The 23,821-nt window shown below is 63.0% G+C and carries 22 protein-coding genes and 1 pseudogene; 5 read left to right on the top strand and 18 right to left on the bottom strand.

What is annotated here, in order from left to right:
* Positions 1-52 precede the first annotated feature (52 nt).
* The 4 genes from FJV80_RS17095 (at position 53) to msrB (ending at position 2,996) form a co-directional block, all read left to right on the top strand.
* On the top strand, positions 53-499 hold the full coding sequence (locus FJV80_RS17095; RefSeq protein ID WP_142876998.1) for a GNAT family N-acetyltransferase: 447 nt from the start codon (positions 53-55) through the stop codon (positions 497-499).
* A gap of 7 nt (positions 500-506) precedes the next feature.
* Entirely contained in the window at positions 507-1,697 is a 1,191-nt protein-coding gene (locus FJV80_RS17100; RefSeq protein ID WP_142876999.1) for a VWA domain-containing protein, read from the top strand.
* A gap of 19 nt (positions 1,698-1,716) precedes the next feature.
* A complete protein-coding gene (locus FJV80_RS17105) occupies positions 1,717-2,493 on the top strand; it encodes an MBL fold metallo-hydrolase (protein ID WP_142877000.1) in 777 nt (258 codons plus the stop codon).
* 98 nt (positions 2,494-2,591) lie between these two features.
* Entirely contained in the window at positions 2,592-2,996 is a 405-nt protein-coding gene (msrB, locus tag FJV80_RS17110; protein ID WP_142877001.1) for a peptide-methionine (R)-S-oxide reductase MsrB, read from the top strand.
* Between the two features lie 54 nt (positions 2,997-3,050).
* On the opposite strand, the gene FJV80_RS17115 is transcribed toward msrB, so the two are convergent.
* The 15 genes and pseudogenes from FJV80_RS17115 to FJV80_RS17185 all read right to left on the bottom strand — a co-directional run bounded on the left by FJV80_RS17115 (position 3,051) and on the right by FJV80_RS17185 (position 20,346).
* Positions 3,051-3,347, bottom strand: a complete 297-nt coding sequence (locus tag FJV80_RS17115) for a hypothetical protein (protein ID WP_142877002.1) — start codon at positions 3,345-3,347, stop codon at positions 3,051-3,053.
* A 10-nt stretch (positions 3,348-3,357) separates the two neighbouring features.
* A complete protein-coding gene (locus tag FJV80_RS17120) occupies positions 3,358-3,798 on the bottom strand; it encodes a hypothetical protein (protein WP_095772016.1) in 441 nt (146 codons plus the stop codon).
* Between the two features lie 213 nt (positions 3,799-4,011).
* Complete coding sequence (locus tag FJV80_RS17125) at positions 4,012-4,740, bottom strand: haloacid dehalogenase type II (protein ID WP_142877003.1); 729 nt, start codon at positions 4,738-4,740, stop codon at positions 4,012-4,014.
* Positions 4,741-4,820: 80 nt separating this feature from the next.
* Positions 4,821-5,573 (bottom strand): AraC family transcriptional regulator, encoded by a 753-nt coding sequence (locus tag FJV80_RS17130; protein ID WP_142877004.1) that lies wholly within the window; start codon positions 5,571-5,573, stop codon positions 4,821-4,823.
* A 574-nt stretch (positions 5,574-6,147) separates the two neighbouring features.
* Entirely contained in the window at positions 6,148-6,408 is a 261-nt protein-coding gene (locus FJV80_RS17135; RefSeq protein WP_095772329.1) for a DUF2312 domain-containing protein, read from the bottom strand.
* A gap of 159 nt (positions 6,409-6,567) precedes the next feature.
* Positions 6,568-10,026, bottom strand: a complete 3,459-nt coding sequence (gene pyc, locus FJV80_RS17140) for a pyruvate carboxylase (RefSeq protein ID WP_142877005.1) — start codon at positions 10,024-10,026, stop codon at positions 6,568-6,570.
* Between the two features lie 293 nt (positions 10,027-10,319).
* A complete protein-coding gene (locus tag FJV80_RS17145; RefSeq protein WP_095789923.1) occupies positions 10,320-11,435 on the bottom strand; it encodes a branched-chain amino acid ABC transporter substrate-binding protein in 1,116 nt (371 codons plus the stop codon).
* A 137-nt stretch (positions 11,436-11,572) separates the two neighbouring features.
* Positions 11,573-11,920, bottom strand: coding sequence for a DUF6867 family protein (locus tag FJV80_RS17150; protein ID WP_010912085.1), 348 nt, complete (start codon positions 11,918-11,920; stop codon positions 11,573-11,575).
* Between the two features lie 110 nt (positions 11,921-12,030).
* Positions 12,031-12,759, bottom strand: a complete 729-nt coding sequence (locus FJV80_RS17155; protein WP_095772012.1) for an ABC transporter ATP-binding protein — start codon at positions 12,757-12,759, stop codon at positions 12,031-12,033.
* Entirely contained in the window at positions 12,759-14,234 is a 1,476-nt protein-coding gene (locus FJV80_RS17160; protein ID WP_142877006.1) for an ATP-binding cassette domain-containing protein, read from the bottom strand. Before FJV80_RS17160 ends, FJV80_RS17155 begins: the two co-directional genes overlap by 1 nt.
* Positions 14,234-15,829: a high-affinity branched-chain amino acid ABC transporter permease LivM gene (gene livM, locus FJV80_RS17165; protein ID WP_095789925.1), complete on the bottom strand. Its 1,596-nt coding sequence runs from the start codon at positions 15,827-15,829 to the stop codon at positions 14,234-14,236. Before livM ends, FJV80_RS17160 begins: the two co-directional genes overlap by 1 nt.
* 4 nt (positions 15,830-15,833) lie before the next feature.
* Positions 15,834-16,736 (bottom strand): branched-chain amino acid ABC transporter permease LivH, encoded by a 903-nt coding sequence (locus tag FJV80_RS17170; protein ID WP_095772009.1) that lies wholly within the window; start codon positions 16,734-16,736, stop codon positions 15,834-15,836.
* Between the two features lie 336 nt (positions 16,737-17,072).
* Positions 17,073-18,074, bottom strand: coding sequence for a 4-hydroxyproline epimerase (locus FJV80_RS17175; RefSeq protein ID WP_095789926.1), 1,002 nt, complete (start codon positions 18,072-18,074; stop codon positions 17,073-17,075).
* A gap of 16 nt (positions 18,075-18,090) precedes the next feature.
* Positions 18,091-19,309, bottom strand: a pseudogene (locus FJV80_RS17180) (FAD-binding oxidoreductase).
* A 101-nt stretch (positions 19,310-19,410) separates the two neighbouring features.
* Positions 19,411-20,346: a dihydrodipicolinate synthase family protein gene (locus FJV80_RS17185; protein WP_095772007.1), complete on the bottom strand. Its 936-nt coding sequence runs from the start codon at positions 20,344-20,346 to the stop codon at positions 19,411-19,413.
* Positions 20,347-20,415: 69 nt separating this feature from the next.
* On the opposite strand from FJV80_RS17185, the gene FJV80_RS17190 reads away from it, so the two are divergent.
* Complete coding sequence (locus FJV80_RS17190; protein ID WP_185975226.1) at positions 20,416-21,108, top strand: GntR family transcriptional regulator; 693 nt, start codon at positions 20,416-20,418, stop codon at positions 21,106-21,108.
* A gap of 8 nt (positions 21,109-21,116) precedes the next feature.
* Here the strand turns inward: FJV80_RS17190 and FJV80_RS17195 are convergent, their stop codons facing one another.
* The 3 genes from FJV80_RS17195 to FJV80_RS17205 form a co-directional block, all read right to left on the bottom strand.
* Positions 21,117-21,428: a hypothetical protein gene (locus FJV80_RS17195; protein WP_095772006.1), complete on the bottom strand. Its 312-nt coding sequence runs from the start codon at positions 21,426-21,428 to the stop codon at positions 21,117-21,119.
* 261 nt (positions 21,429-21,689) lie between these two features.
* Positions 21,690-21,995 (bottom strand): hypothetical protein, encoded by a 306-nt coding sequence (locus FJV80_RS17200; protein WP_095772005.1) that lies wholly within the window; start codon positions 21,993-21,995, stop codon positions 21,690-21,692.
* 248 nt (positions 21,996-22,243) lie between these two features.
* Entirely contained in the window at positions 22,244-23,740 is a 1,497-nt protein-coding gene (locus tag FJV80_RS17205; protein WP_142877008.1) for a CoA-acylating methylmalonate-semialdehyde dehydrogenase, read from the bottom strand.
* Between the last annotated feature and the right edge of the window lie 81 nt (positions 23,741-23,821).

The raw sequence follows: 23,821 nt of genomic DNA on the forward strand, positions 1-23,821 counted from the left end.
CGCCGGCCGGACGGGAAGGCAGCTTCGGCCGCAACCTTTCGCAGGAGATGAAATGTCCGAGATTATTGTCCGCCCGCTCGCGCAGTCCGACCACGCCGACTGGAAGCGCCTGTGGACCGACTACCTGACCTTCTATGAAACCAGGCTGCCGGAAGAGGTCTATGCCGTCACCTGGAAGCGACTGTTCACGGCAGGCGAATTCGAGCCGAAGGGTTTTATCGCCACGCTCGACGGCAAGGCCGTCGGCCTCACCCACTATCTCTACCATCGCTCGGGCTGGTCCGAGAAAAACAACTGCTATCTGCAGGATCTGTTCGCCGACCCGAACGTGCGCGGCAAGGGCATCGGTGCCGCGCTGATCAATGCCGTGAAGCAGGAAGCGGCAAAGATCGGCGTCAAGAACGTCTACTGGATGACGCACGAAACCAACACCACGGCGCGCAAGCTCTACGACCACGTGGCGCGCCGCACCGGCTTCATCGAGTATGATCTGCTATAAGTAGAAAATGTTCATCCCTTTCTTCCTAGAACTGAAGGCTGCACGCGTTCCCGTCTCGCTCAGGGAATATCTGTCGCTGCTGGAAGGGCTGGAAGCCGGGCTGGTCGACTACGATGTCGAGGGTTTTTATTACCTGGCCCGCGCCGCTCTGGTGAAGGATGAGCGCCACATCGACCGCTTCGACCAGGTGTTCGCGCATGTCTTCAAGGGCATCGAGGCGCTGGGCGGACCGGATGCGGTCGATGTCGCCAATATTCCCGAGGAATGGCTGCGCCGGCTTGCCGAAAAGCACCTGACCGAGGAGGAGAAAAAGCTGGTCGAGGCGCTCGGCGGCTTCGAAAGGCTGATGGAGACCCTGAAGCAAAGGCTCGAGGAGCAAAAAGGCCGCCACCAGGGCGGCTCGAAATGGATCGGCACCGGCGGCACCTCGCCCTTCGGCGCCTATGGCTACAATCCCGAAGGCGTGCGCATCGGCCAGCACGAAAGCCGCAACCGCCGCGCGGTGAAGGTCTGGGACAAGCGCGAGTTCCGCAATTTCGACGATGCCGTCGAGCTCGGCACCCGCAACATCAAGATCGCGCTGAAACGCCTGCGCCGCTGGGTGCGCGAGGGTGCCGAGGAGGAATTCGACCTGCCCGGCACCATCCACGCCACCGCCGAGCATGGCTATCTCGACGTGCAGACGCGGCCCGAGCGGCGTAACGCGGTGAAGCTTTTGATGTTCTTCGATGTCGGCGGCTCGATGGACGACCACGTCAAGAGCGTCGAGGAACTGTTTTCAGCGGCCCGCGCCGAATTCCGCCAGCTCGAATATTTCTACTTTCACAATTGCCTCTACGAAGGCGTGTGGAAGGACAACCGGCGCCGCCATGCGGAGGTGATGCCGACCTTCGACCTCCTCCACAAATACGGGCCGGACTACAAGGTGATCGTCGTCGGCGACGCCTCGATGAGCCCTTACGAGATCGCCCACCCCGGTGGGTCAGTGGAGCACTGGAACCCGGAGGCCGGCGCCGTCTGGCTCGGCCGCCTGCTGCGGCAATGGCCGAATGCGGTATGGCTGAACCCCGAGAGCGAAAAGAACTGGGGTTTCACCCATTCGATCGCCATGATCCGCGACATCTTCGGCGGCCGCATGTTCCCGCTGACGCTGGCCGGACTCGAAGGCGCGACGAAGCAGCTTTCTCGAAAACATTGAAGGACCGACGGGAAATCCGATGACCTGCTTCCTCTGTCTGCAGTGCGGCGTCCAATTTGCGGCGACGGAGACGCCGCTGCAGCACTGCCCGGTCTGCGAGGATGAGCGGCAGTTCGTGCGCTGGGAAGGCCAGGCCTGGATAACCCCGCGGGAGCTTGCCGCCGGGCATCGGCTGGTGACGAGGGACGATGCCGGCGTGCTCGGCTTCGGCATCGAGCCGCGCTTCGCCATAGGCCAGCGGGCGCAGCTGGTGCAGACGACGCACGGCAATGTGCTGTGGGACTGCGTCTCGATGGTGAGCGAGGAGGCGGTGGCCGAGATCAACCGTCGCGGCGGCCTGGCGGCCATCGCCATCTCGCACTGCCACTTCTACTCGGCGATGGCCTGTTGGAGCGAGGCGTTTGGCGGCGTGCCGATCTATCTCCACGCCGACGACCGCCAATGGATCATGCGGCCGCATCCCTCGATCGTCAGCTGGCAAGGCCAGACGCTTGCCATCCGCTGCGGCGGCCACTTTTCCGGCAGCCAGGTGCTGCACTGGCAGCGCGAGGGCGGCAACGCGCTGCTGACCGGCGACACCGTGCAGGTGACGCCGACGCGCCGCCATGTCAGCTTCATGTACAGTTATCCCAACCAGATACCGCTCAACGCGGCAGCTGTCCGCCGCATCGCGACGGCGCTTGAACCATTCGACTTCAACGATATCCGCGGCGCATGGTGGGACCTGAACATCATCGGCGGCGCAAAGGCGGCATTCAACGCATCGGTGGCTCGTTATCTCGCCGCCATCGCATGACGGCGATCGAAAATGCGAGAAAATCCGGTAACAAATGCCTATGTTGGTGCGAATATAGCTTGCAACCAAGAACGAGCCGCCAAGGCTGAGGAGATCAAATGGACACCCAAACCTACCCCGTCACCCGCACCGATGCCGAATGGCGCGCCCGGCTGACGCCGGAGCAATATGCGGTCATGCGCAATCACGGCACCGAGCGGCCGGGCAGCTGCGCCTTGCTCTACGAGAAGCGCGCCGGCACATTTTCCTGCGTCGGCTGCGACCAGTCGCTGTTCGAATCCAAGCTGAAGCTCGAGAGCGGCACCGGCTGGCCGAGCTTCAACGACCCGGTGCCCGGCTCGATCGAGACCACTGTCGACCGCAGCTACGGCATGGTCCGCACCGAGTGCCATTGCTCGCGCTGCGGCAGCCATCTCGGCCACGTCTTCGAGGATGGCCCGCCGCCGACCGGCCTGCGCTACTGCATTAATGGCGTGGCGCTGAAATTCGAACCGGCGGCTTGATGCCTCGGAAAAGACTTCGCAAAGGGCGGCTTCAGCCGCCCTTTTTCGTTTGGCTCATGCCACGACCGTCGCGATCAGCCAGAGCGCCGCACCCAACATCATCAGCTGCGCCTTCGGGCCGCCGCCCTTCTCCACCGTCCGCCAGACGGCGATGGTGAGGAAGATATTGTAGGGAACGGGGAGGAAATGCACCACCAGCACCAGCCAGAGCGGCAGCTTCAATCCAAGCAGGATCAGCGCCAGCGCCGAAGAGGCGATGCTCAAGATCGTCCCGACGAGCAGCATGTCGCGCCAGAACAGCCGGTCGAGCGGCGCTTCACCCCTCCAGCGCGTACGGAAAAAGTCCGTCATCGCCGACGCGTCACCCCTGCCCCAGAACGTCGGTCACGGCCTCTTCGAAGCGTGTGCACTCCCTCACCAGCCAGTCGGTCATGGCCGGCCAGTTGTCTTCGGCGTAGCAGTTCACCCGCCACACCGAGTTGATGCCGAGACCCTGGCAACTCTGTTCGGGCTTGAGCTTCAGCCTGGCCTCGATCGCCGGCTGGAAAGGCTTCAGCCGCGACCAGGACTCCGTGGCGCCGAACTTTTCGTTGCGCCCGAAGAAGACGCCGACTTGGTTCTGCGCCGGCGCGACATACATCGAAAGCACCAAAGCGAAATCCGGCAGCCCGCGCTGCCAGAACCACGGCCCCCGCCTTGCAAGCGTGGCTCTTTCTTGCGGATGCCGCTCGGCGAACAGCGCCCAGAAGCCGCGATGGCGGAACTCCGAGGCACGGCGGCCACCGAAGTCGAATTCGTTCATGGCCGGCTGCCCCGCTGCCCGAGGCTGTTTCGAAATTCGTTCTGGCGAGTCATATGGTGGCGTTTTGAGAACGTAGCGTAGCGGACATTTGGGTCCGCACGCAACGCAGGCGCAGAAAACGCCAGGACAGCCAATGCGGCAGACGCCGCATTTGGTCGCGGCCGAGGACGGCGTGTACCGTCAGATCTCGTCGCCCGTATCTGGCGAACGGGATCAATGCTTCTCCTTCGCTGCGCGATGCATAGCGGCAAAGTCTGCCAAGGTTGGAAAATGACCTCCGACCTTCGGCTGGGCAAGAGGCCGCTTCGTTGCACCTGACCCCTCCATCCCAAACCTGCGGTCGATCCAAACGCTGGCGAGCCCGATGCTCTCTGCCGGCGCATGATCATGAAACAGACTCTGGGCCACATGAAGGACTTCGTCCTGCTGAATGCCCAGATCCTGCTTCAGCCTGCCGAACAGGAAACGGAAGTTGCCCAGATCCGGCTTGTAGCTGCCTATGTCTTCCGCCGTGTAAACGGCATCGAAGCTCACACCGAGCTTGCGGTTTGAAGCCGCGAAACTCTGGCCGTCGACATTGGACAATACGACCAAACGGAAGTGCTGTTTCAGATAGGCCAGCGCCTCCCTGGAATCCGGAAAGGCGGGCCAATCGGGCACCGAGGTGCCGAAACGTTCATGCAGATCAGCCTGCGCGGTGATCTCCCAATGTCGAGCCAGCCTTGCGTGCACTGCCGCCAACAGTGTTCTGTAGTGCAAGGAAGGAGTCTCGGCTTGCTGCCGCGTCTCTATTTCCCCATAGGTTTCCAACGCTTCGTTTCGGCTGATTTCGCGATTTGCCATGCTCAAAAGCGGCTGAAGCGCGTTCCAGATGCCGGTTTCCCAGTCGATGAGCGTGCCATAGACATCGAATGTCAGCGCTTTGAAACGAGTCAAATCCATATCGGTGATCCTCACACACGCGTAATTTCCGTATCCGTAGCGCCGCGCGAGGCCGATATCTCGGCAAAACCTTCCGGATTTTAGGCTTTTCCTCCCGTTCTTCCGAGCAGATTTCGGCGAATTTCGGCCGGGGTTGAGTTTCGCTCCCGCCGCATTGCGCGCGTCAAGGCGCTCTGGTCAGAGTGACCACTGAAAATCGCGATATCCGCGATGGAAAGGCGCGGATCGGCAAGCAGCCGTTCAGCCGCATCGAGGCGCATCGCAACCAAATGCGCGTGCGGCGTGGTCGCGCGCCGTCTGGTGAAGGCTTCATGCAGACGGGTTGGGCTCATCCCTGCCGCTTCCGCGATATCCGCAATGCGGATTGGGTCGGCAAGCTTTCGTTGCATGAACGCCGTGGCTCTTCTGACAGCAAGCTCTGCTCGATCCGGACGATCCCTTGCAGGAGCGATGCGATCCAGCAGCAATGTGGACCAGGCGTGTCGAAGCGAGGCGGAAAGCTCCTGCGATGTCGCCAGCACCGCCATGTAGTCGATCAGGCCGTGAACCTCCCGGCCGATCGCAAAAAATGCGGGTATGTCTTCATCCGGCTCCCGGATGCCGAGGCGGGACGGCAGGTCGAGTACGACGAAAGAGCCCGTTTGTTTGGCGTAGAACGCGTGCTGGCAACCGGCAGAAACAAAGACGCCAGTGCTGCCCGAAACCCGTCCTGAACGGTGCCCCAGATCGATTTCGAGTGCTCCGGAAACCGGTAGGACCACTTGGGGATAGTCATGCTGGTGCCTCTCGACCTCCCCGGAATATCTTCGGATTTCAACGACGGTCTCGTTCATCGACAAGTCCTGCGTAAGCGTGGGCATCGCTCTCGGTGATGCGACGCCGCCGAAGACGGTTCGTTTGGATTTAAACCCCGTGTGCTGAACGACCAGTCTTTTGTGGAGAACATCCCTCGGCTCCGTTGTAGCGGAGCACAGCGCCGGCGCGAAGAGCGTTTATCCGCGCACAACTTTCAAGACTTGCTCACAGTCCGCGAGGCAACGGCCTTGGTGTTCTCGGTTGGCAGGGAAAACTTTGCGGCAGGTGACCACTGAGCTGCAGGCGACCAAGCATGTCTCCCGAAAGTGGGCACCGGTTTCGGGATAAAGACATGCGTAAAATCAAAACCTAAAGCGCATGGAGCGAACCCGAAGGATCGCGACGCGCTTTAAGCAGCGGTCCAAATTTAGATGCGCTCCGCCCTCGATATGCCGATCCGAAATCGAGGGGCCTCGGCTTCACGCGGCGGCCAGGATCGATTTCGTCATCCTGAGCCGCCCGGCCTGCTCATGTGACGCCACCGCCATCGCTGGCCGAGGCGCGGCGGCCGCCGACGTCAAACCACTCATGGCCGGTTTCCGGCCACGCGCCTTACACCATGCCGAGCGCGGCCATGTACAGATCGAGGATCGCATCCTCTTCCTGGCGCTCGGCCTGGTCCTTCTTGCGCAGGCGGATGATGGTGCGCATCGCCTTGGTGTCGAAACCGGTGCCCTTGGCCTCGGCGAACACTTCCTTGATGTCGTCGGCGATCGTCTTCTTCTCTTCCTCGAGCCGCTCGATGCGCTCGATGAAGGCACGCAGCTGGCCGGCGGCAACAGTCTGGCTGGTCTCGGTGATATCGTCGGCCATGTTTTTCTCCAAAAGGGTTCGGCGCCGCGACTCGGCGAAAGACGGCGGCAAATTTGAGCCGGTTCGATGCCCGACCGGCGGCGGCGGGTCAAGCTGTTATCGAACAAGGCATGGGGGTTGCCGACAGAAGCCGACAGCCTGCCCGCCCTTTGCCGCTTCTCAAGCGAAGGCGATCAGCAGATCCTTGGCATCGATCTGGTCGCCGGCCTTGACCAGCACCTCGGCGACGGTGCCGTCGCGCTCGGCATGCAGCGCCGTTTCCATCTTCATCGCCTCGATGGAGAGCAGCACGTCGCCGGCCTTCACCGCCTGGCCGGTGACGACCGAAAGCGCGGAGACCACGCCCGGCATCGGCGCGCCGACATGCGCCTCGTTGCCAGGCTCGGCCTTGCGGCGCGCCTTGGCGGCGGAGGCGCCATGCGCCCGGTCCGGCACCTTCACGCGCCGCGGCTGGCCGTTGAGCTCGAAGAACACGGTGACCAAGCCCTTCTCGTCGACATCGCCGATGGCGAGGCACCGCACGACCAGCGTCTTGCCCTTCTCGATGTCGATGAAGATCTCGTCTTCGGACTTCATGCCGTAAAAATAGGTCGGCGTCGGCAGGACGCTGACCGGGCCGTAGGTCTCTTGCGCGCCGGCGAAGTCGGTGAACACCTTCGGATACATCAGCCAGGAGGCGAATTCGTATTCCGAGAGCTTGCGCTCCAGCTTCTCCTCGATCTCCTTGCGGCTGGCCTTGAGATCGGCGGGCTTCAGCAGCGAGCCAGGCCGCGCCGTGATCGGCCTGTCGCCTTTCAGCGCCTTCTTCTGCAGCGCCGCCGGCCAACCGCCGGGCGACTGGCCGAGATCGCCGCGCAGCATCGAGACGACCGAGTCAGGGAAGGCGATATCCCTGGCCGGGTTCTCGACATCGGCGACGGTGAGGTCCTGGCTGACCATCATCAGAGCCATGTCGCCGACGACCTTGGATGACGGTGTCACCTTGACGATGTCGCCGAACATCAGATTGACGTCATGATAGGTCTGCGCCACCTCGTGCCAGCGCGTTTCCAGCCCGAGCGAGCGCGCCTGTTCCTTGAGGTTGGTGAACTGTCCGCCCGGCATTTCATGCAGATAGACTTCCGAGGCCGGCCCCTTGAGATCGCTTTCGAAGGCAGCGTACTGGTTGCGCACCGCTTCCCAGTAGAACGAGATCTTGCGGATCCATTGCGGGTCGAGGCCGGGGTCGCGCTCGGTGCCCTTCAGCGCCTCGACGATCGAGCCCAGGCAAGGCTGCGACGTGTTGCCGGAGAAGGCATCCATCGCCGCGTCTATGGCGTCGACGCCACTCTCCACCGCCGCCAGCACGGTCGCCGCCGACAGGCCAGACGTGTCGTGGGTGTGGAAATGGATCGGCAGGTCGGTCGCCTCGCGCAGCGCCCTGAACAGCACGCGGGCGGCGGCCGGCTTCAACAGACCCGCCATGTCCTTGACGGCGATGATATGGGCGCCGGCGGCCTGCAATTCCCCGGCCAGGCCGACATAGTATTTCAGATCGTATTTGGCCCGCGCCGGATCGAGAATGTCGCCGGTGTAGCACATCGCCGCTTCGATCAGCTTGCCTTCGGCCCCGACCGCGTCCATGGCGACGCGCATGTTCTCGACCCAGTTCAGGCAATCGAAGACGCGGAACAGGTCGATACCGCCGGCAGCCGCCTGCTTGACGAAATGCTGCACGACATTGTCGGGATAGTTGGTGTAGCCGACGCCGTTGGCGCCGCGCAGCAGCATTTGCAGCAACAGGTTGGGCGCCGCCTCGCGGACCAGCGACAGCCGCTCCCAAGGATCCTCGGTGAGGAAGCGCATGGCGACGTCGAAGGTCGCGCCGCCCCAGCATTCGAGCGACAGAAGCTGCGGCAGGGCGCGGGCATAGGTGCCGGCAATATTGGCAATGTCATGCGTGCGCATGCGTGTCGCCAGCAGCGACTGGTGGCCGTCGCGCATCGTCGTGTCGGTGACCAGAACTTGCCTTTGCTCGCGCATCCAGCCGGCGAATCTCTCAGGACCGAGCACGTCCAGCTTCTGCTTGCTGCCGCCCGGCACATTGCCATTGAGGTAGGGCACCACCGGTGCCGCCGCATCGGCTTTCGGCATCGGCCGGCCGCGCGTCTCGGGGTGGCCGTTGACGCTGACATCGGCCAGATAGTTGAGCAGCTTGGTCGCGCGGTCCTGCCGCTTGACCTGCTGGAACAGTTCCGGCGTCGTATCGATGAACTTCGTCGTATAGGAATTGTCGGCGAAGCTCGGGTGGTTGATGATCGCTTCGAGGAAGGTGAGGTTGGTGGCGACGCCGCGGATGCGGAATTCGCGAAGCGCCCGGTTCATGCGGGCAATCGTCTCGGCCGGCGTCGGTGCCCACGCCGTCACCTTCTCCAGCAGCGGATCGTAGAAGCGAGTGATGACCGCGCCGGAATAGGCAGTGCCGCCATCCAGCCGGATGCCGAAGCCGGTGGCGCCGCGGTAGGCGGTGATGCGGCCATAGTCCGGAATGAAATTGTGCTCGGGATCCTCGGTGGTGATGCGGCACTGCAAGGCGTGGCCGTTGAGCCTGACGTCCTTCTGCGCCGGCACGCCCGATTGCGGTGTGCCGATGGCGAAGCCGTCGAGGATGTGGATCTGCGCCTTGACGATGTCGATGCCGGTCACCTGTTCGGTGACGGTATGCTCGACCTGGATGCGCGGGTTGACCTCGATGAAATAGAATTTTCCGGTATCGGCATCCTGCAGGAACTCGACCGTGCCGGCGCCGATATAACTGGTCTCGCGCGCGATCTTCAGCGCGTGGCCGCAAAGCTCCTCGCGCTGCGCCATTTCGAGATAGGGCGCCGGCGCCCGCTCGACGACCTTCTGGTTGCGGCGCTGGATCGAGCAGTCGCGCTCGAACAGGTGCACGGCATTGCCATGCGTGTCGCCAAGCACCTGCACCTCGACATGGCGGGCGCGCTCGATCAGCTTTTCGAGATAGACCTCGTCCTTGCCGAAGGCGGCCTTCGCCTCGCGCTTGCCTTCCGTGACCTCTCGGGCGAGATCGGCCTCGGAACGGATGGCGCGCATGCCGCGCCCACCGCCACCCCACGAGGCCTTCAGCATCACCGGATAGCCGATCTCCTTGGCCAGTTTCTTGACCGCCTCCATATCGTCCGGCAACGGATCGGTGGCGGGAATGACCGGCACGCCGACCTCAATGGCGAGATTGCGCGCCGCGACCTTGTTGCCGAGACGGCGCATCGTGTCCGGCTTCGGCCCGATGAAGGTGATGCCCGCTTGCGCGCAGGCTTCGGCGAATTCGGGGCTTTCGGACAGGAGCCCATAGCCGGGATGGATGGCATCGGCGCCGGAAAGCCTGGCGACGCGGATCACCTCCTCGATCGACAGATAGCTCTCGATCGGCCCCATATCCTTGGCGAGATGCGGACCACGCCCGACCTGGTAGCTCTCGTCGGCCTTGAAGCGGTGCAACGAATATTTGTCTTCCTCGGCCCAGATCGCCACGGTTTTGAGGCCCAACTCATTGGCCGCGCGAAAGACGCGGATGGCGATTTCTGACCGGTTGGCGACGAGGATCTTCGTGATGGCCAAGGACTGGGCTCCAGCAGCGGCAGGGACGGGAAATCGGTGCAATGATTAGCGTGAAAATGCTGCAGTGCAAACAAAATCAACGCCGGTTTAAACCGATTTAAATCAATTATCCGGCCAACACTCGCATGCCTTGGCCCGAACGGACGGAACAATGACGACAATTTCGATCCTGGATGCGATCTCTCCGCCTGAGAGGTGCCGGCAAGAAAGATCATCGCCGACCCGAACGCACCAAAAGAAAATGCCCGGCGCGTCGCGCCGGGCATCTTGGATTTCAGACCTGCCAGAGCAGCTTATTTCGGGAACCAGGAATACTTGCCGTCGTCCTTCTTCTTCCACTCGTACATGATGTAGCCCGGCAGCTTCGGGTCGCCCTTGGCGTCATAGGCAAGATCGCCCAGCACGGTCGGGAACGGGCCGCTTTCATGCATCGCCTTGGCGACGGCCTGCGGGTCGTTCGTCTTGGCGGCAGCGGCCGCCTCGGCGACCACCTGCACGGCGGCGTAGGCGTAGAGCGTGTAGGCTTCCGGCTCGAAGCCCTGCGCGCGGAACTTCTCGACGAGTTCCTTGTTGGCCGGGATCAGGCGCGGATCGGGACCGAACGTGTTGAGCGTGCCGGCGACGGCGTCGCCCGCGATCGCGGCGAGTTCGTCCGTCACGATGCCGTCACCCGACATCATCGGCGCCTTGAGGCCCTGGTCCGCCGACTGGCGGATGATCAGGCCGGCTTCGGTATGCAGGCCGCCCCAGTAGATCAGGGTGACGCCGGCTTCCTTCATCTTGGCGATGAGCGCCGAGAAGTCCTTGTCGCCGACATTGACGCCTTCATACATCACTTCCTTGACGCCCGCGGCGTTCATCGCCTTCTTGGTTTCATCGGCGAGGCCCTGGCCATAAGGGGTCTTGTCGTGCACGACGGCGACCTTGGCATCCTTGAAGTTCGCGGCGATGTAAGCGCCGGCGATGCTGCCCTGCTGATCGTCGCGTCCGCAGGTGCGGAACACGTTCCACAGACCGCGCTCGGTGAACTTCGGGTTGGTCGCGGCCGGCGTGATCTCGACGATGTTGTTTTCGGCGTAGACTTCCGAGGCCGGGATCGAGACGCCCGAGTTGAAGTGGCCGATCACGAACTTGACGCCGTCGCCGACGAACTTGTTGGCGACCGAGATGCCTTGCTTCGGGTCGGAGACGTCGTCGCCGACTTCGAGCTTGATCTGCTCGCCGTTGATGCCGCCCTTGGCATTGATCGCGGCGACCGCCGCCTCTGCGCCCTTCTGCAGCTGTGCGCCGAAGGCCGCATTCGGACCGGTGATCGGACCGGCAACGCCGAACATTACATCAGCCCACGCGTTGCCGCCGAACGCGACAAGCGCGGTCAGGGCGACGGCGGACAAAAGTGACTTTTTCATTTAAACGCTCCCATTAACGGAGTGGGCGTGGATGAAGCTTTCATGCGATGCCCACCCTTATCGCAGAAAGCATAGTTTGCCGATTTTCAGGCACTTGTCACGCCGATTCATCCCTGACCCGGCGTTAATGATGAACGTCAACCTTTCGGTTTCCAGCTCAAGATTGAAGCTCTTTCGTAGAGCCAATTATACTGTGTGACCATCTGGTTGGTTCGTGTGTATTGATAGCCGACGAAGCCCAATATCATCAGCACGATGGTGTCGACGATATAGTACTGCAGCGAGAACATCGTGCCGTCGAACAGCGCGTGATGGATGAAGCGGATGCCGATGCCGAGACCCAGCAGATAGGCGAAAAGCTGGATGAAGGAGCGCCATGTCTGGGCGCTAGCCTTGCCAGTCATCCAGGCCGCCCAGCCGCCGAGCAGACAGGTGACGAAGAAGAACTGCCAGATCGAGGGTTCCTCATAGAGAATGCCCTGCATGATGAAGTCTCCCTAGCATGATCCCGAAAAGTTGCAGACTTTTCGGACAAGGATCATGCGACAAACAAACAAGTTGGAGCGGGATACCGGATGCACATTCCGCTCCAAACTCAGTGATGTCCGCCTTCGAGATAGGCGGCGCGCACTTCCGGATTGGCGAGCAGTTCCTTGCCGGTGCCGCTCATCGTCACATTGCCGTTGACCATGACGTAGCCGCGCGTGGCGAGCTTCAGCGCGCCGAACGCGTTCTGCTCGACCAGGAACACGGTCAGCCCTTGCGTGCGGTTCAGCTCGCGGATGGCATCGAAGATCTGCTTGACGATCAGTGGCGCCAGGCCCAGCGACGGCTCGTCGAGCAGAAGCAGCTTCGGCCGCGCCATCAGCGCGCGTCCAATCGACAGCATCTGCTGCTCGCCGCCCGACAGCGTGCCGCCGCGCTGCGCGATGCGCTCCTTGAGCCGCGGGAACAGCGCGAACACCTTCTCGACGTCCTCGTCATAGTGTTTGAGGTTGTCGAGGCTGGCGCCCATCTGCAGGTTTTCCATCACCGTCATGCGCGGGAAGATGCGCCGGCCTTCGGGTGACTGGGCGATGCGCATGCGGGCGATCTCGTGCGTCGGCAACTGGGTGATGTCGGTGCCGGCGAAGGTGATGGTCCCCGTGCGGGCGCGGGGAGCGCCGAAAATGGTCATCATCAGCGTCGATTTGCCGGCGCCGTTGGCGCCGATCAGCGCCACGATCTCGCCCTCCTTGACGGTGACATCGACGCCGTTCAGCGCCCGGATGTTGCCGTAATAGGTCTCCACGCCCTTGATATCGAGCAGCGTTGTCCTGGCCATTATTTGCCCCCTCCACGCTTGCCCGACACAGGCTTGGCCGCACCGGTAGTCTTGGCGGAAGCATGGCTGGTCGCCACCTTGCCGGCGTCGACGCGGCGCGAGAATTCCGTGTCTTTGCCCTGACCGAGCAGCTTGGCCTGCTTGACCCATTCCTCGCGCGCAATGCGTCCGTCAAAGGCGAGATAGGCTTCGGCAGCCTCGACATCGGCCTTCTTCCAGGCGCCGATCTGGTCGAAGTGGAAGATGCCGTGGTCGTTGAGCTTCTTCTCGTTGACCGTACCGATGCCCTTGATGCGGGTCAGGTTGTCGGCCTTGCCGCCACGAGGGGCAGCGAGGCGGTTCGAAATGCCTTCGGCCGTTGCCGCGGGCGCCTTGGCGGCCGTTTTCTTCGGTGCCGCTTTCGCCGCCGGCTTGGCCGGCGCGGCCGGTTTTGCGACGGGTTTACTCGCCACGGTAGCCGCGCGGGCATCGACCTGTGCCGCCTTCGAGGCGCCTTTCGACACCGTGACGCGCTCGCCATCGCTGTGTCCGACGGTGTCGGTCACGGGTCCGGCCAGGTATGACGACGATGTCCCCGGGCCATGTGCGGCATCCGGCCCAATGTCGAGCTGCTCGATGACGTCCTCGTCGCCGACCTCGGTCAGCACGGTCTCGACCTCCTCGTCGTCGACGCCGAGATAGGCGGCGATGACGCGTGGATCGGTGCGCACCGACTGCGGATTGCCGTCGGAGATCTTGCGGCCATACTCCAGCACCACGACATGGTCGGAAATCTGCATGACCACCGACATGTCGTGCTCGATCAGCAGGATCGAGGTGCCGGTGTTGTTCTTGATGTCCATCAAGAGCTCGTTGAGTGCCGCCGATTCCTTCGGGTTGAGGCCGGCCGCCGGCTCGTCGAGGCACAGAAGTTCCGGACCCGTGCACATGGCACGCGCGATCTCGAGGCGCCGCTGCGCGCCATAGGGCAGATCGCCGGCCGGATCGTCGGCGCGATCGACGAGATCGGCCTTCTCCAGCCAATGCCTGGCCAGGTCCATCGACTCTGCCGATGCCTTGCGGTAACCGCTGAAGCCGAACAGGCCGAGCACCGTATAGCCCGAGGCCTTCATCAGCTTGTTGTGCTGGGCAACCAGAAGGTTCTCCAGCAGCGTCATGCCCGAGAACAGGCGGATGTTCTGGAAGGTGCGCGCCCCCTTGGCGCGCGCCGGGATCTCATGGTTGGGCAGCCGTTCCAAGAGATAGGTCGAGCCGTCGGAACGGTTGAGCGTGATCATGCCTTCGGACGGCTTGTAGAAGCCGGTGATGCAGTTGAACACGGTGGTCTTGCCGGCGCCGTTAGGCCCGATCAGCGCCGTGATCTCGCCGCGTCTGGCTGTGAAGGAGAGGTCGCCGATGGCGACCAGCCCGCCGAACTTCATCGACAGATGTTCGACCTGCAGGATGGCGTCGTTCATTTGCGTGGTCGCGTTCATCAGCCGTGGCCCTCCTTGGTGAAGGAGCTTGAGACAGCCCTTCGCTCTTTGAGGAAGGCGGTCGGTTCACGACTGCCGACGAAGCCGCGCGGCTTCCACAGCATGACGATGACCATGGCCATGCCGAACAGAAGCATGCGGTAGAGTTCGGGGGTGAAGTCCGGCCCGAAGATCTGCTTGAGGAAATCGAGTTCGCGCAGCGCCTCGGTGCCGCCGATCATCACCATCGCGGCGACCGCGATGCCGACCAGCGAGCCCATGCCGCCGAGAACGACGATGGCGAGGATGATGGCCGATTCCAGGAAAACGAAGGATTCCGGGCTGACGAAGCCTTGCCGCGCGGCGAAGAACGAGCCGGCGAAGCCACCGAACATGGCGCCGGTGGCGAAGGCGGTCAGCTTGGTGGTGGTGGTGTTGATGCCGAGCGAGCGGCAGGCGATCTCGTCCTCACGCAAGGCTTCCCAGGCGCGGCCGACCGGCAGACGGCGCAGCCTGATGGTGACGAAGGCGGTAAGCAGGCACAGGCCGAGGATCAGATAGTAGAGGAAGATCTTGTAGTAGGCGCTCGATGTCGCCAGATGCAGAACCTTGGCAATGTAGTTGGGGTCCGACACGTTGAAGGTCATCAGGCCGAAGAAGGAAACCTTGGGAATGCCGGAGATACCAGCCGACCCGTTGGTGACGTCGCGCCAGTTGATCAGCACCAGGCGGATGATCTCGCCGAAGGCGAGCGTCACGATCGCCAGATAATCGCCACGCAGGCGCAGCACGGGGAAGCCGAGCAGCACCCCCCACAGGGCGGCCATGCAGCCCGCGGCCGGCAGCAGGATCCAGAACGACAGGCCGTAATGCGTGGCAAGAAGCGCATAGGCATAGGCGCCAAGTGCATAAAAGGCGACGTAACCGAGGTCGAGCAGGCCGGCGAGGCCAACGACGATGTTCAGTCCCCAGGCCAGCATCACATAGATCAGGATCTGGATGCCGAAATTGTCGACCCATTTCAGCGAGCCCTGCAGCCCTCCAGCAATCGACCATGCGTTCAGCGACAGCACCGCGACCACGAGGATCGGGTACAGCACCAGCGCGGTGATGCCCAATTTGGTGAAGTTGGCATGGATGAAGGCGCGGAAGTAGTAGATCACGCAAGCCAGCAGATAGATGACCGCCAGGGCGCGCAGGAATTGCAGATAGCCGGCCGGTTCTGCTCCCACCCATCCGGCGAGGGAGCTGTTGAACACGAACAGCAGCACCGCCGCGACGACAGCCACGATGAAGGCCGGCAGCGTGAAGAACCGTGACCCCACGCTGGCCGGCAACAGGCCGGTGGCGACGTTGGCGATCTTTTGGTTGGCCATGAAGGGCTGGCCATAGGCGACATAGAGGAAACGGCCGACGGCCGTGGCGATCACCACGGCGGCGAGCAGGCCCCAGCGCTGAGTCAGGACCAGTTCATTGGACATGTTCTGACCGGTCTTCAGCCCGATGAACAGCACGAACAGGCCAAGCGCGATGGCGCCGGCATAGAACGCTTCCTTAAGCGCGCGTTGGGTGGGGGTGGCGACGCTGTCGCTCTCGCGAGATACGGTCACGGCCATGATCTCAGACCTTTTCGACTTCAGGCCGGCCCAATATGCCGGAAGGCAGGAAGATCAGCACGATGGCCAGGATCGAGAACGCCGCGACGTCCTTGTAGTCGATCGAGAAATAGGCCGACCACATGCTCTCGATGAAGCCGATCAGCAGCCCGCCGAGCACGGCGCCCGGCAACGAGCCGATGCCGCCAAGCACCGCCGCGGTAAATGCCTTCACACCCGGCACAAAACCGTCGGAGAAAGCCACCACGCCATAGTACATCAGGAACAGCGTACCGGCGACGGCGGCAAGCGAGGCACCCATGATGAAGGTGATCGAGATGGTGCGGTCGACGTCGATGCCGAGCAGTGCGGCCATCTTGCGATCCTGCTCGCAGGCGCGTTGCGCCCGGCCAAGCGAGGTCCTGTTGACCAGGTACCAGAACACCACCAGGAGCAGCGCGGTGACGATGACGATGATGATCTGCTTCAGCGACACGCTGACGCCGTCGATGTTGTAGACTTGGCTGACCATCGGCGGGATCGGCTTGTTGCGCGGACCTTGCGTCACCTGGACGAAGTTCGACAGCGCGATCGACATGCCGATGGCGGTGATCAGCGGCGCCAGCCGGAACGAACCGCGCAGCGGCCGGTAGGCCACCTTCTCGATCGTCCAGTTGTAGAGGCTGGTCAGCAGCATCGCCACGATCATCATGACCAGCAGAGCGATGACCACGGGCACCGAATAGAACAGCGCGCCGAGGATGAGGAAGACGATCAGCGCCGTGAAGGCGCCCACCATGAAAATGTCGCCATGGGCGAAGTTGATCATGCCGATGATGCCGTAGACCATCGTGTAGCCGATTGCGATCAGCCCATAGATCGATCCCAGCGTCAGCCCGTTGATAAGCTGCTGGACAAAATACTGCATGTGTACGTGGCTCCCCTGGAATGTCGCCCATGCAGACGCATTCCTTTTCGTATTTCCCCTAGTCGTAAAGTTTCGAGCCCGGATTGCAACGTGATTTTTTTGACCGCCCCGCGTGTTTCCGATTCACGTCGTTCCGACCGCCCGTTTTCTGCACCCGACCCCTGGACTATCGCGGACCCTATCATTGGCATAACGCAATGTCTTTGACGATTCGGCCGTATCATGCGCCCCGTTTCGAAGAAATCATCGTCAAAATTAGGTGACAAGAGGAATCGTTGCGTTCCTGACAAGGTTGGTCTTTTCGTCACACTCCTTTCCGCGGCGTCAGGATTCTCCTCACTTGACCACGAAACCATGCGCGAACGGATCGCGGTCGTCGATGAAGATCGTGTTCAGTCCGGTCATCCGCGCCCAGCCGCCGATCGAAGGAATGATCGCCGGTCTGCCCGCCACGGTGATCTCCTTTTCGACCTTGCCCTTGAACAGCGAACCGATGATCGATTCATGCACGAAGGCGTCGCCTGCCTTGAGCTTGCCCTTGGCATGGAGCTGCGCCATGCGCGCCGAGGTGCCGGTGCCGCACGGTGAGCGGTCGATCGCCTTGTCGCCATAGAATACGGCGTTGCGGGCGTCGGCCCCTTCCACCGTCGGCTTGCCGGTCCACAACATGTGCGACAGCCTGTTGATGCCGGGGTTCTCCGGATGCACGAAGGAATACTTCTCGTTGAGGCGCTGCCGCACCACCGGGCTCCAGGCGATGAGGTCGCCGGCGGAATGATCCGCCATGTCGAGGTAGTTCTCCTGCGGCTCGACGATGGCGTAGAAATTGCCGCCATAGGCGACATCGACGGTGATCTCGCCGAGCCCGGGACATTCGACCGTCAAACCTTCGGCATGGAGGAACGACGGCACATTGGTGATGCGCACCTCCTCGACATATTCGCCGACCTGTTTGTATTCGGCGATGACCAGCCCGGCTGGCGTATCGAGCCTCAGCACACCCGGCGTCTTCGGCTTGATCAGCCCGTGTTCGATGGCCATCGTCACCGTGCCGATGGTGCCGTGGCCGCACATCGGCAGGCAGCCGGAGGTCTCGATGAACAGAATGGCGATGTCGCAATCCTCGCGCGTCGGCGGATAGAGGATCGAACCCGACATCACGTCATGGCCGCGCGGCTCGAACATCAGCCCGGTGCGGATCCAGTCATATTCGGCGAGGAAATGCGCGCGCCGTTCCATCATCGTCGAGCCCTCGAGCAGCGGGCCGCCGCCGGCGACCAGCCGCACCGGATTGCCGCATGTGTGGCCGTCGATGCAGAAGAAGGATTTCTTGGCCATGTCGTTCCTCGAAAATTCAAAACCGTTGTGGACTGAAGGGGGCGAGATCAACAGACGCAACCTGCCCCAGGATGATTTCCCGGATCAACCGTCCGGTCGCCGCGGCCTGGGTCAGGCCGAGATGGCCGTGGCCGAAGGCATAGACGACCGGCCGGCTTCCCGATGCCTTGCCGATGACGGGCACCGAATCCGGTAGCGAGGGCCGGAACCCCATCCATTCGCGCCCGCCCGAGGGATTGAGCCCGGGCAGGAACTGCTGCGCCTTCTGCAGGAGCGCCTTCGATCTGTTGAAATTGGGCGGCCGCTCTATGCCGCCGAGTTCGACCGCGCCGCCGACGCGCAGGCCCGTCTCCAGCGGCGTGATGACGAAGCCATGGCCGGAGAAGATCAGCTGCCGCTTCACATCGAAGGCGCTTTTGGGCAGCGTCGTGTTGTAGCCGCGCTCGGTCTCCAGCGGAATGCGGTCGCCAAGCTGCTGTGCCAGGAGGTGCGACCAGGCGCCGGCGGCGACGATCAGGTGCCTTGCCTGCCTGGTCGTGCCGTCGGCCAGCGTCAGCGTCGCGCCATGCTGGTCCGCCGCGATCCGGTCGATCCCAGCCCTTTCGAAGCGGGCACCCCTGGCCTCGGCGTAAGCCCACACCGCCTTGCCGAGCAGCTTTGGATCGGCGACCGTCTTCCAGCCCGGCACGAAGGTGCCCTTGATGAAGCGCGGGGACAGGCCCGGCTGCAGACCCGCCAGGCCTTCGCCCTCGACATGGCGAAAGCCGATGCCGAAGCGCTCGCGCGCGGCCCAGCCCGACAGCGAGGCTTGGAACTCGGCTTCGCTCTCGTAGAGCTCCAGCGAGCCGTCCTCGCGCAGCATCGGCCGCGCGCCGCAACGATCGAGCAGCCCCATCCATTCGGTTTCGGCGAGCTTCATCATGCCGGCCTGGGCGGCGAGGCTGGCTTCGTATTTCGCCGGCGCGCCAGAAGCGGATCAGCCACGGCAGAAGCCGCGGCAGGTAGGCGGGCGGAATGCCGAGCGGGCCGAGCGGATCGGCCAGCCATTTCGGCAGGTGCTTGATCATGCCCTTGTGCGCCAGCGGCAGCACGTCCGAAAAGGCGAAGGCGGCCGCATTGCCGGAGCTCGTCTCCTCGCAGATGCCGGTGCGGTCGAAGATCGTTACGCCGCGCCCCGCCTCGGCGAGGAAGGCGGCGGCACAGATGCCGATAATGCCACCGCCGACAATGGCGATATCTTTCCCTTCTCCCCGTTCACGCGGAGAAGGTGCCCCAGTGGCGGAGCGCTGCTCCTGTTCCGGGGATTTGGGATTTCCTGGCACGTCGATGCTGTCCCTTATTCGGCTGCCACCAGTCTGTCCGCCGATAGCGGAGACGTCTGGAGCGAAGGCAGCTTCGGCCGCGCCGCCAGCGCATCCCGTATGATCTTCTCGACCGCCTTGCGGCGCTCGCCCGACAGCGGCTGGCGCGGCATGCGCACGCGGTCATTGGTATCGATTGCCAGCACTTCGGCAAGCTTGATGTTCTGTACCAGATAGGTCGAGACGTCGAGGTCGAGCAGTGGCCGGAACCAGCGGTAGATGGCGAGCGCCTCCTCGCGGCGGCCCTGCTTCATCAGCTGGAAGATGGCGACGGTTTCGCGCGGGAAGGCGGTGACCAGGCCGGCCACCCAGCCGATGGCGCCGACCGACAGCGCCTCGAAAGCAAGATTGTCGACACCGGTGAACAGATCGTAGCGGTCGCCAAGCCGGTTGATGATCTCCGTCGAGCGCCTGATATCGTCGGAGGATTCCTTGATGGCGACGAAGCGCTTGTCCGACGCCAACTCCTCCATCTGGTCGACGGTGACGTCGACGCGATAGGCGAGCCGGTTGGAGTAGATCATGACCGGCAGGTCGCCAGCCTCGGCGACCGCGCGCAGCGCGGCGACGGTCTCTTCCGCATTGGTGTGGTAGATCGGGCTCGGCACCACCATCAGGCCATCGGCGCCTTCCCTGGCGGCGCGCCTGGCAATAGCGGCGGCCTCACGGGTGCCCGCCTCATTGACGGTCAGCAGTACCGGCTTCTTGCCGGCGACTTTCTGCGCTGTCTTCAGCACCTCGATCTTCTCGTCAGGCGACAGCATCGGCCCTTCGCCAAGCGAGCCGCATGCGATGATGCCATCGCAACCGGCCTCCATCTGCAGGCCGAAGCAGCGCTCCATTTCGGCATGGTCGAGCCGGTCGTCGGCGGTGAATTTGGTCGTGACGGCGGGGAAAACTCCGGTCCACATAGTCGTGTCTCCATCTGATATATCAGTCGTATATCTGTTAAGAAACTCGCTGTCAATGCGGAATCCGTTATGATATATTTTGAATATATCAGGAGATCGCCTTTGATATCCATGGAAGCAACTATGACCTCCGGGCCGGCGGCGGCCAGGGCCTATCGCGTGCTCGAGCATATGATCGTTACGCTGGAACTGGCGCCGTCGAGCTTTGTCACCGAGGGGGCGCTTATCGAGAAGCTGGACCTCGGCCGCACGCCGGTGCGCGAGGCGATCCAGCGGCTGGCCTGGGAAGGGCTGCTTGATGTCAGGCCGCGCGCCGGCATCGCGATCGCGCCGCTGCATCCCGGCGACTGGCTGCGCGTGCTCGACGCCCGGCGCGGTGTCGAGGTGGTGCTGGCCCGTTCGGCCGCCCGCTTCGTCACCCGCGAGGCGGCCGACCTGTTTCACGAGGCGGCGCTCGCCATGCAGAAGGCGGTCATCTCGGGCAATGTGCTTGCCTTCATCCAGGCCGACAAGGCGCTCGACGAGGCGCTGGCGATGGCCGCCGACAACCCCTTCGCCGCGCGGCTGGCGGCGCCGCTGCAGACCCACAGCCGCCGCTTCTGGTTCCGCTACAAGGCGGACACGGGCCTCGCCGAGTCAGCCGAGCATCACGTCGCGCTGATCCGCTCGATCCTCGACGGCGACGAGGATGCAGCCGCCAAGGATGCCAAGCGGCTGATGGCGCTGCTGCGCGGCCATGCCGAGGTCGCCGCGACACGCTGATCGGGCGATCAAATCCCTCGCGCGGCGGCGATGGCGGTATTCTCCCATCCCTCACCGGTCGCGAAAATGCAGCTTCGACCCTGCACGTCGGTCACCAGCATCGACCAGGTCCCGCTTGCCGAGACATAGATCTCCACAATGGCGGATTGCCCGACCACACCGTAGCCGATCTGCTTTTGTTCAAAGGCCTGCGCCAGTCCCGTGACAAGGTCACTGTGGCCGCCGCAGATAAATTGCGCCTGCGCCGATAGCGTCCACAACGCCAGCACGGCGCCGATCGCGGCTATCCTGATCCATCGAAACGAAAATTTGTGTGCCATTTGGCACCTCCTTCGCCTTGGCGTTCCGGCAAAGGGAGGCACATGGGGCAGCCTCAATACACCAGAACGCTCCAGGCCGGGTTCGACGTCTTCATCACGTCACTCCTTCTGGTTTCCGGTCTGTCGTCAGGGAATTTTATCATTTCCCTGGAATCGATATGGTGAGGCCCCGATCTGAAAACAAGCCACACTCAGGCCGCTGCAAAAAGGGCCTGCCGTCACGGCGTGACCTGCCGAGGGGCCGCGAACGCGCCGGGTCGCTCAAGCACCCGGCAGGGCCGCTTTCATCATTGTACTGTCCCAGCCTTCACCGACGGACAGTATGCAGCTCTGGCCCTTGGTATCGGAGGCCAGAACGGTCCAACTGCCTTGCTCGGAAACAAAGACCTCGAGAACCACGCTGGAATTGATCAGGCCACGCCCGGCCTCGATCTCATGGAACTTCTCGCCAAGTGCCTTGATCAGATCGGCCCGCGGTGCGCATTGTCCAGCCGCATTCGCCTGCGCCGCACCGGCTGATATCGCAAGCGACATCAAGATCATCGTCGCCACAAGACCTCGTGTCATCTGAGACCTCCCTGCGCCAGACGCAAAACCCCAGCTGCTACCGGCGCTGTTGATTGGCCTGCAAGCGCTGCAGGATACAGCGTAAGACGTATGGCGCCCGCTTGGTTCCATCACATTAGCGATTTGGCGGATAACGCCGCGACCACAACGAAAAGGCCCGGGCATGCAGCCCGGGCCTTCGATGTCGGATATGTTGCCGCGCGCCCGCCGCCGAGGGCGAGAGGCGCGCAAGCAAGAAAACCGTCAGCTCAGTTCATCGTCGGGATGACGAATTCCGCACCGTCCTTGATGCCGGACGGCCAGCGCGAGGTCACCGTCTTGGTCTTGGTGTAGAAGCGGAAGGCGTCCGGGCCGTGCTGGTTGAGGTCGCCGAAGGACGACGCCTTCCAGCCGCCGAACGTGTAATAGGCGATCGGCACCGGGATCGGCACGTTGACGCCGACCATGCCGACCTGGACACGGCTTGCAAAGTCACGCGCGGCGTCGCCGTCGCGGGTGAAGATGGCGACGCCATTGCCCATCTCATGGTCGTTGGCGAGCTTGATCGCGCTCTCATAGGTCGGAGCACGAACCACCGAGAGCACCGGCCCGAAGATTTCTTCCTTGTAGATGCGCATGTCCGCCGTGACGTTGTCGAACAAGCAGCCGCCCATATAGTAGCCGTTCTCATAGCCCTGCATCTTGAAGCCGCGGCCATCGACGACCAGCGTGGCGCCTTCCTTGACGCCGGTATCGACGTAACCTTTCACGCGCTCCAGCGCCTGAGCCGTCACCAGCGGGCCGAAATCGGCGGCCGAATCCGTCGACGGGCCGACCTTCAGGCTCTCGACGCGCGGCACCAGCTTTTCCATCAGCCGGTTGGCAGTGTCGTTGCCGACCGGGACAGCCACCGAGATCGCCATGCAGCGCTCGCCGGCCGAGCCGTAGCCGGCGCCGATCAGCGCGTCGACGGTCTGGTCCATGTCGGCGTCGGGCATGATGATCATGTGGTTCTTGGCGCCGCCGAAGCACTGCACCCGCTTGCCCGCCGCGGTGCCGCGCGAATAGATGTAGTGGGCGATCGGCGTCGAGCCGACAAAGCCGACGGCCTTGATGTCGGGATCGTCGAGGATGGCGTCGACGACTTCCTTGTCGCCGTTGACGACGTTGAGAATGCCGGCGGGCAGGCCGGCCTCGAGTAACAGTTCGGCGATGCGGATCGGCACGCCCGGATCACGCTCCGACGGTTTCAGAATGAAGGCATTGCCGCAGGCGATCGCCGGCGCGATCTTCCACAGCGGGATCATCGCCGGGAAATTGAACGGCGTGATGCCGGCGACGACGCCGAGCGGCTGGCGCATCGAATAGACGTCGATGCCGGGGCCGGCGCCATCGGTGAATTCGCCCTTCATCATGTGCGGCGCACCGATGCAGACTTCGACCACCTCCAGGCCGCGCTGAATGTCGCCCTTGGCGTCGGCGATGGTCTTGCCGTGCTCGCGTGCCAGTATGTCGGCTAGTTCGTCATAGTCGCGGGCGACCAGTTCGAGGAATTTCATCAGAACGCGCACGCGGCGCTGCGGGTTGGTGGCGGCCCATTTCGGCTGCGCCGCCTTGGCATTCTCGACCGCCGCGCGCAGTTCCGCTTGCGAGGCCAGCGCCACCGTGCCGCGCACGGAGCCGTCCATCGGCTGCATGACGTCCTGCTTGCGGCCGCTGGTGCCGGCGACACGCTTCCCGCCGATGAAATGACCGTATTCGATCATGATATCTCTCCCTTGTTTGTGATGGCGCATTGTCCGCCTTTGCGGTGGCGAAGGCAACGCGAGGGAGAACGCAACCGTTGT

The sequence above is a fragment of the Mesorhizobium sp. WSM4310 genome (assembly GCF_007003935.1).
Classification (GTDB): domain Bacteria; phylum Pseudomonadota; class Alphaproteobacteria; order Rhizobiales; family Rhizobiaceae; genus Mesorhizobium.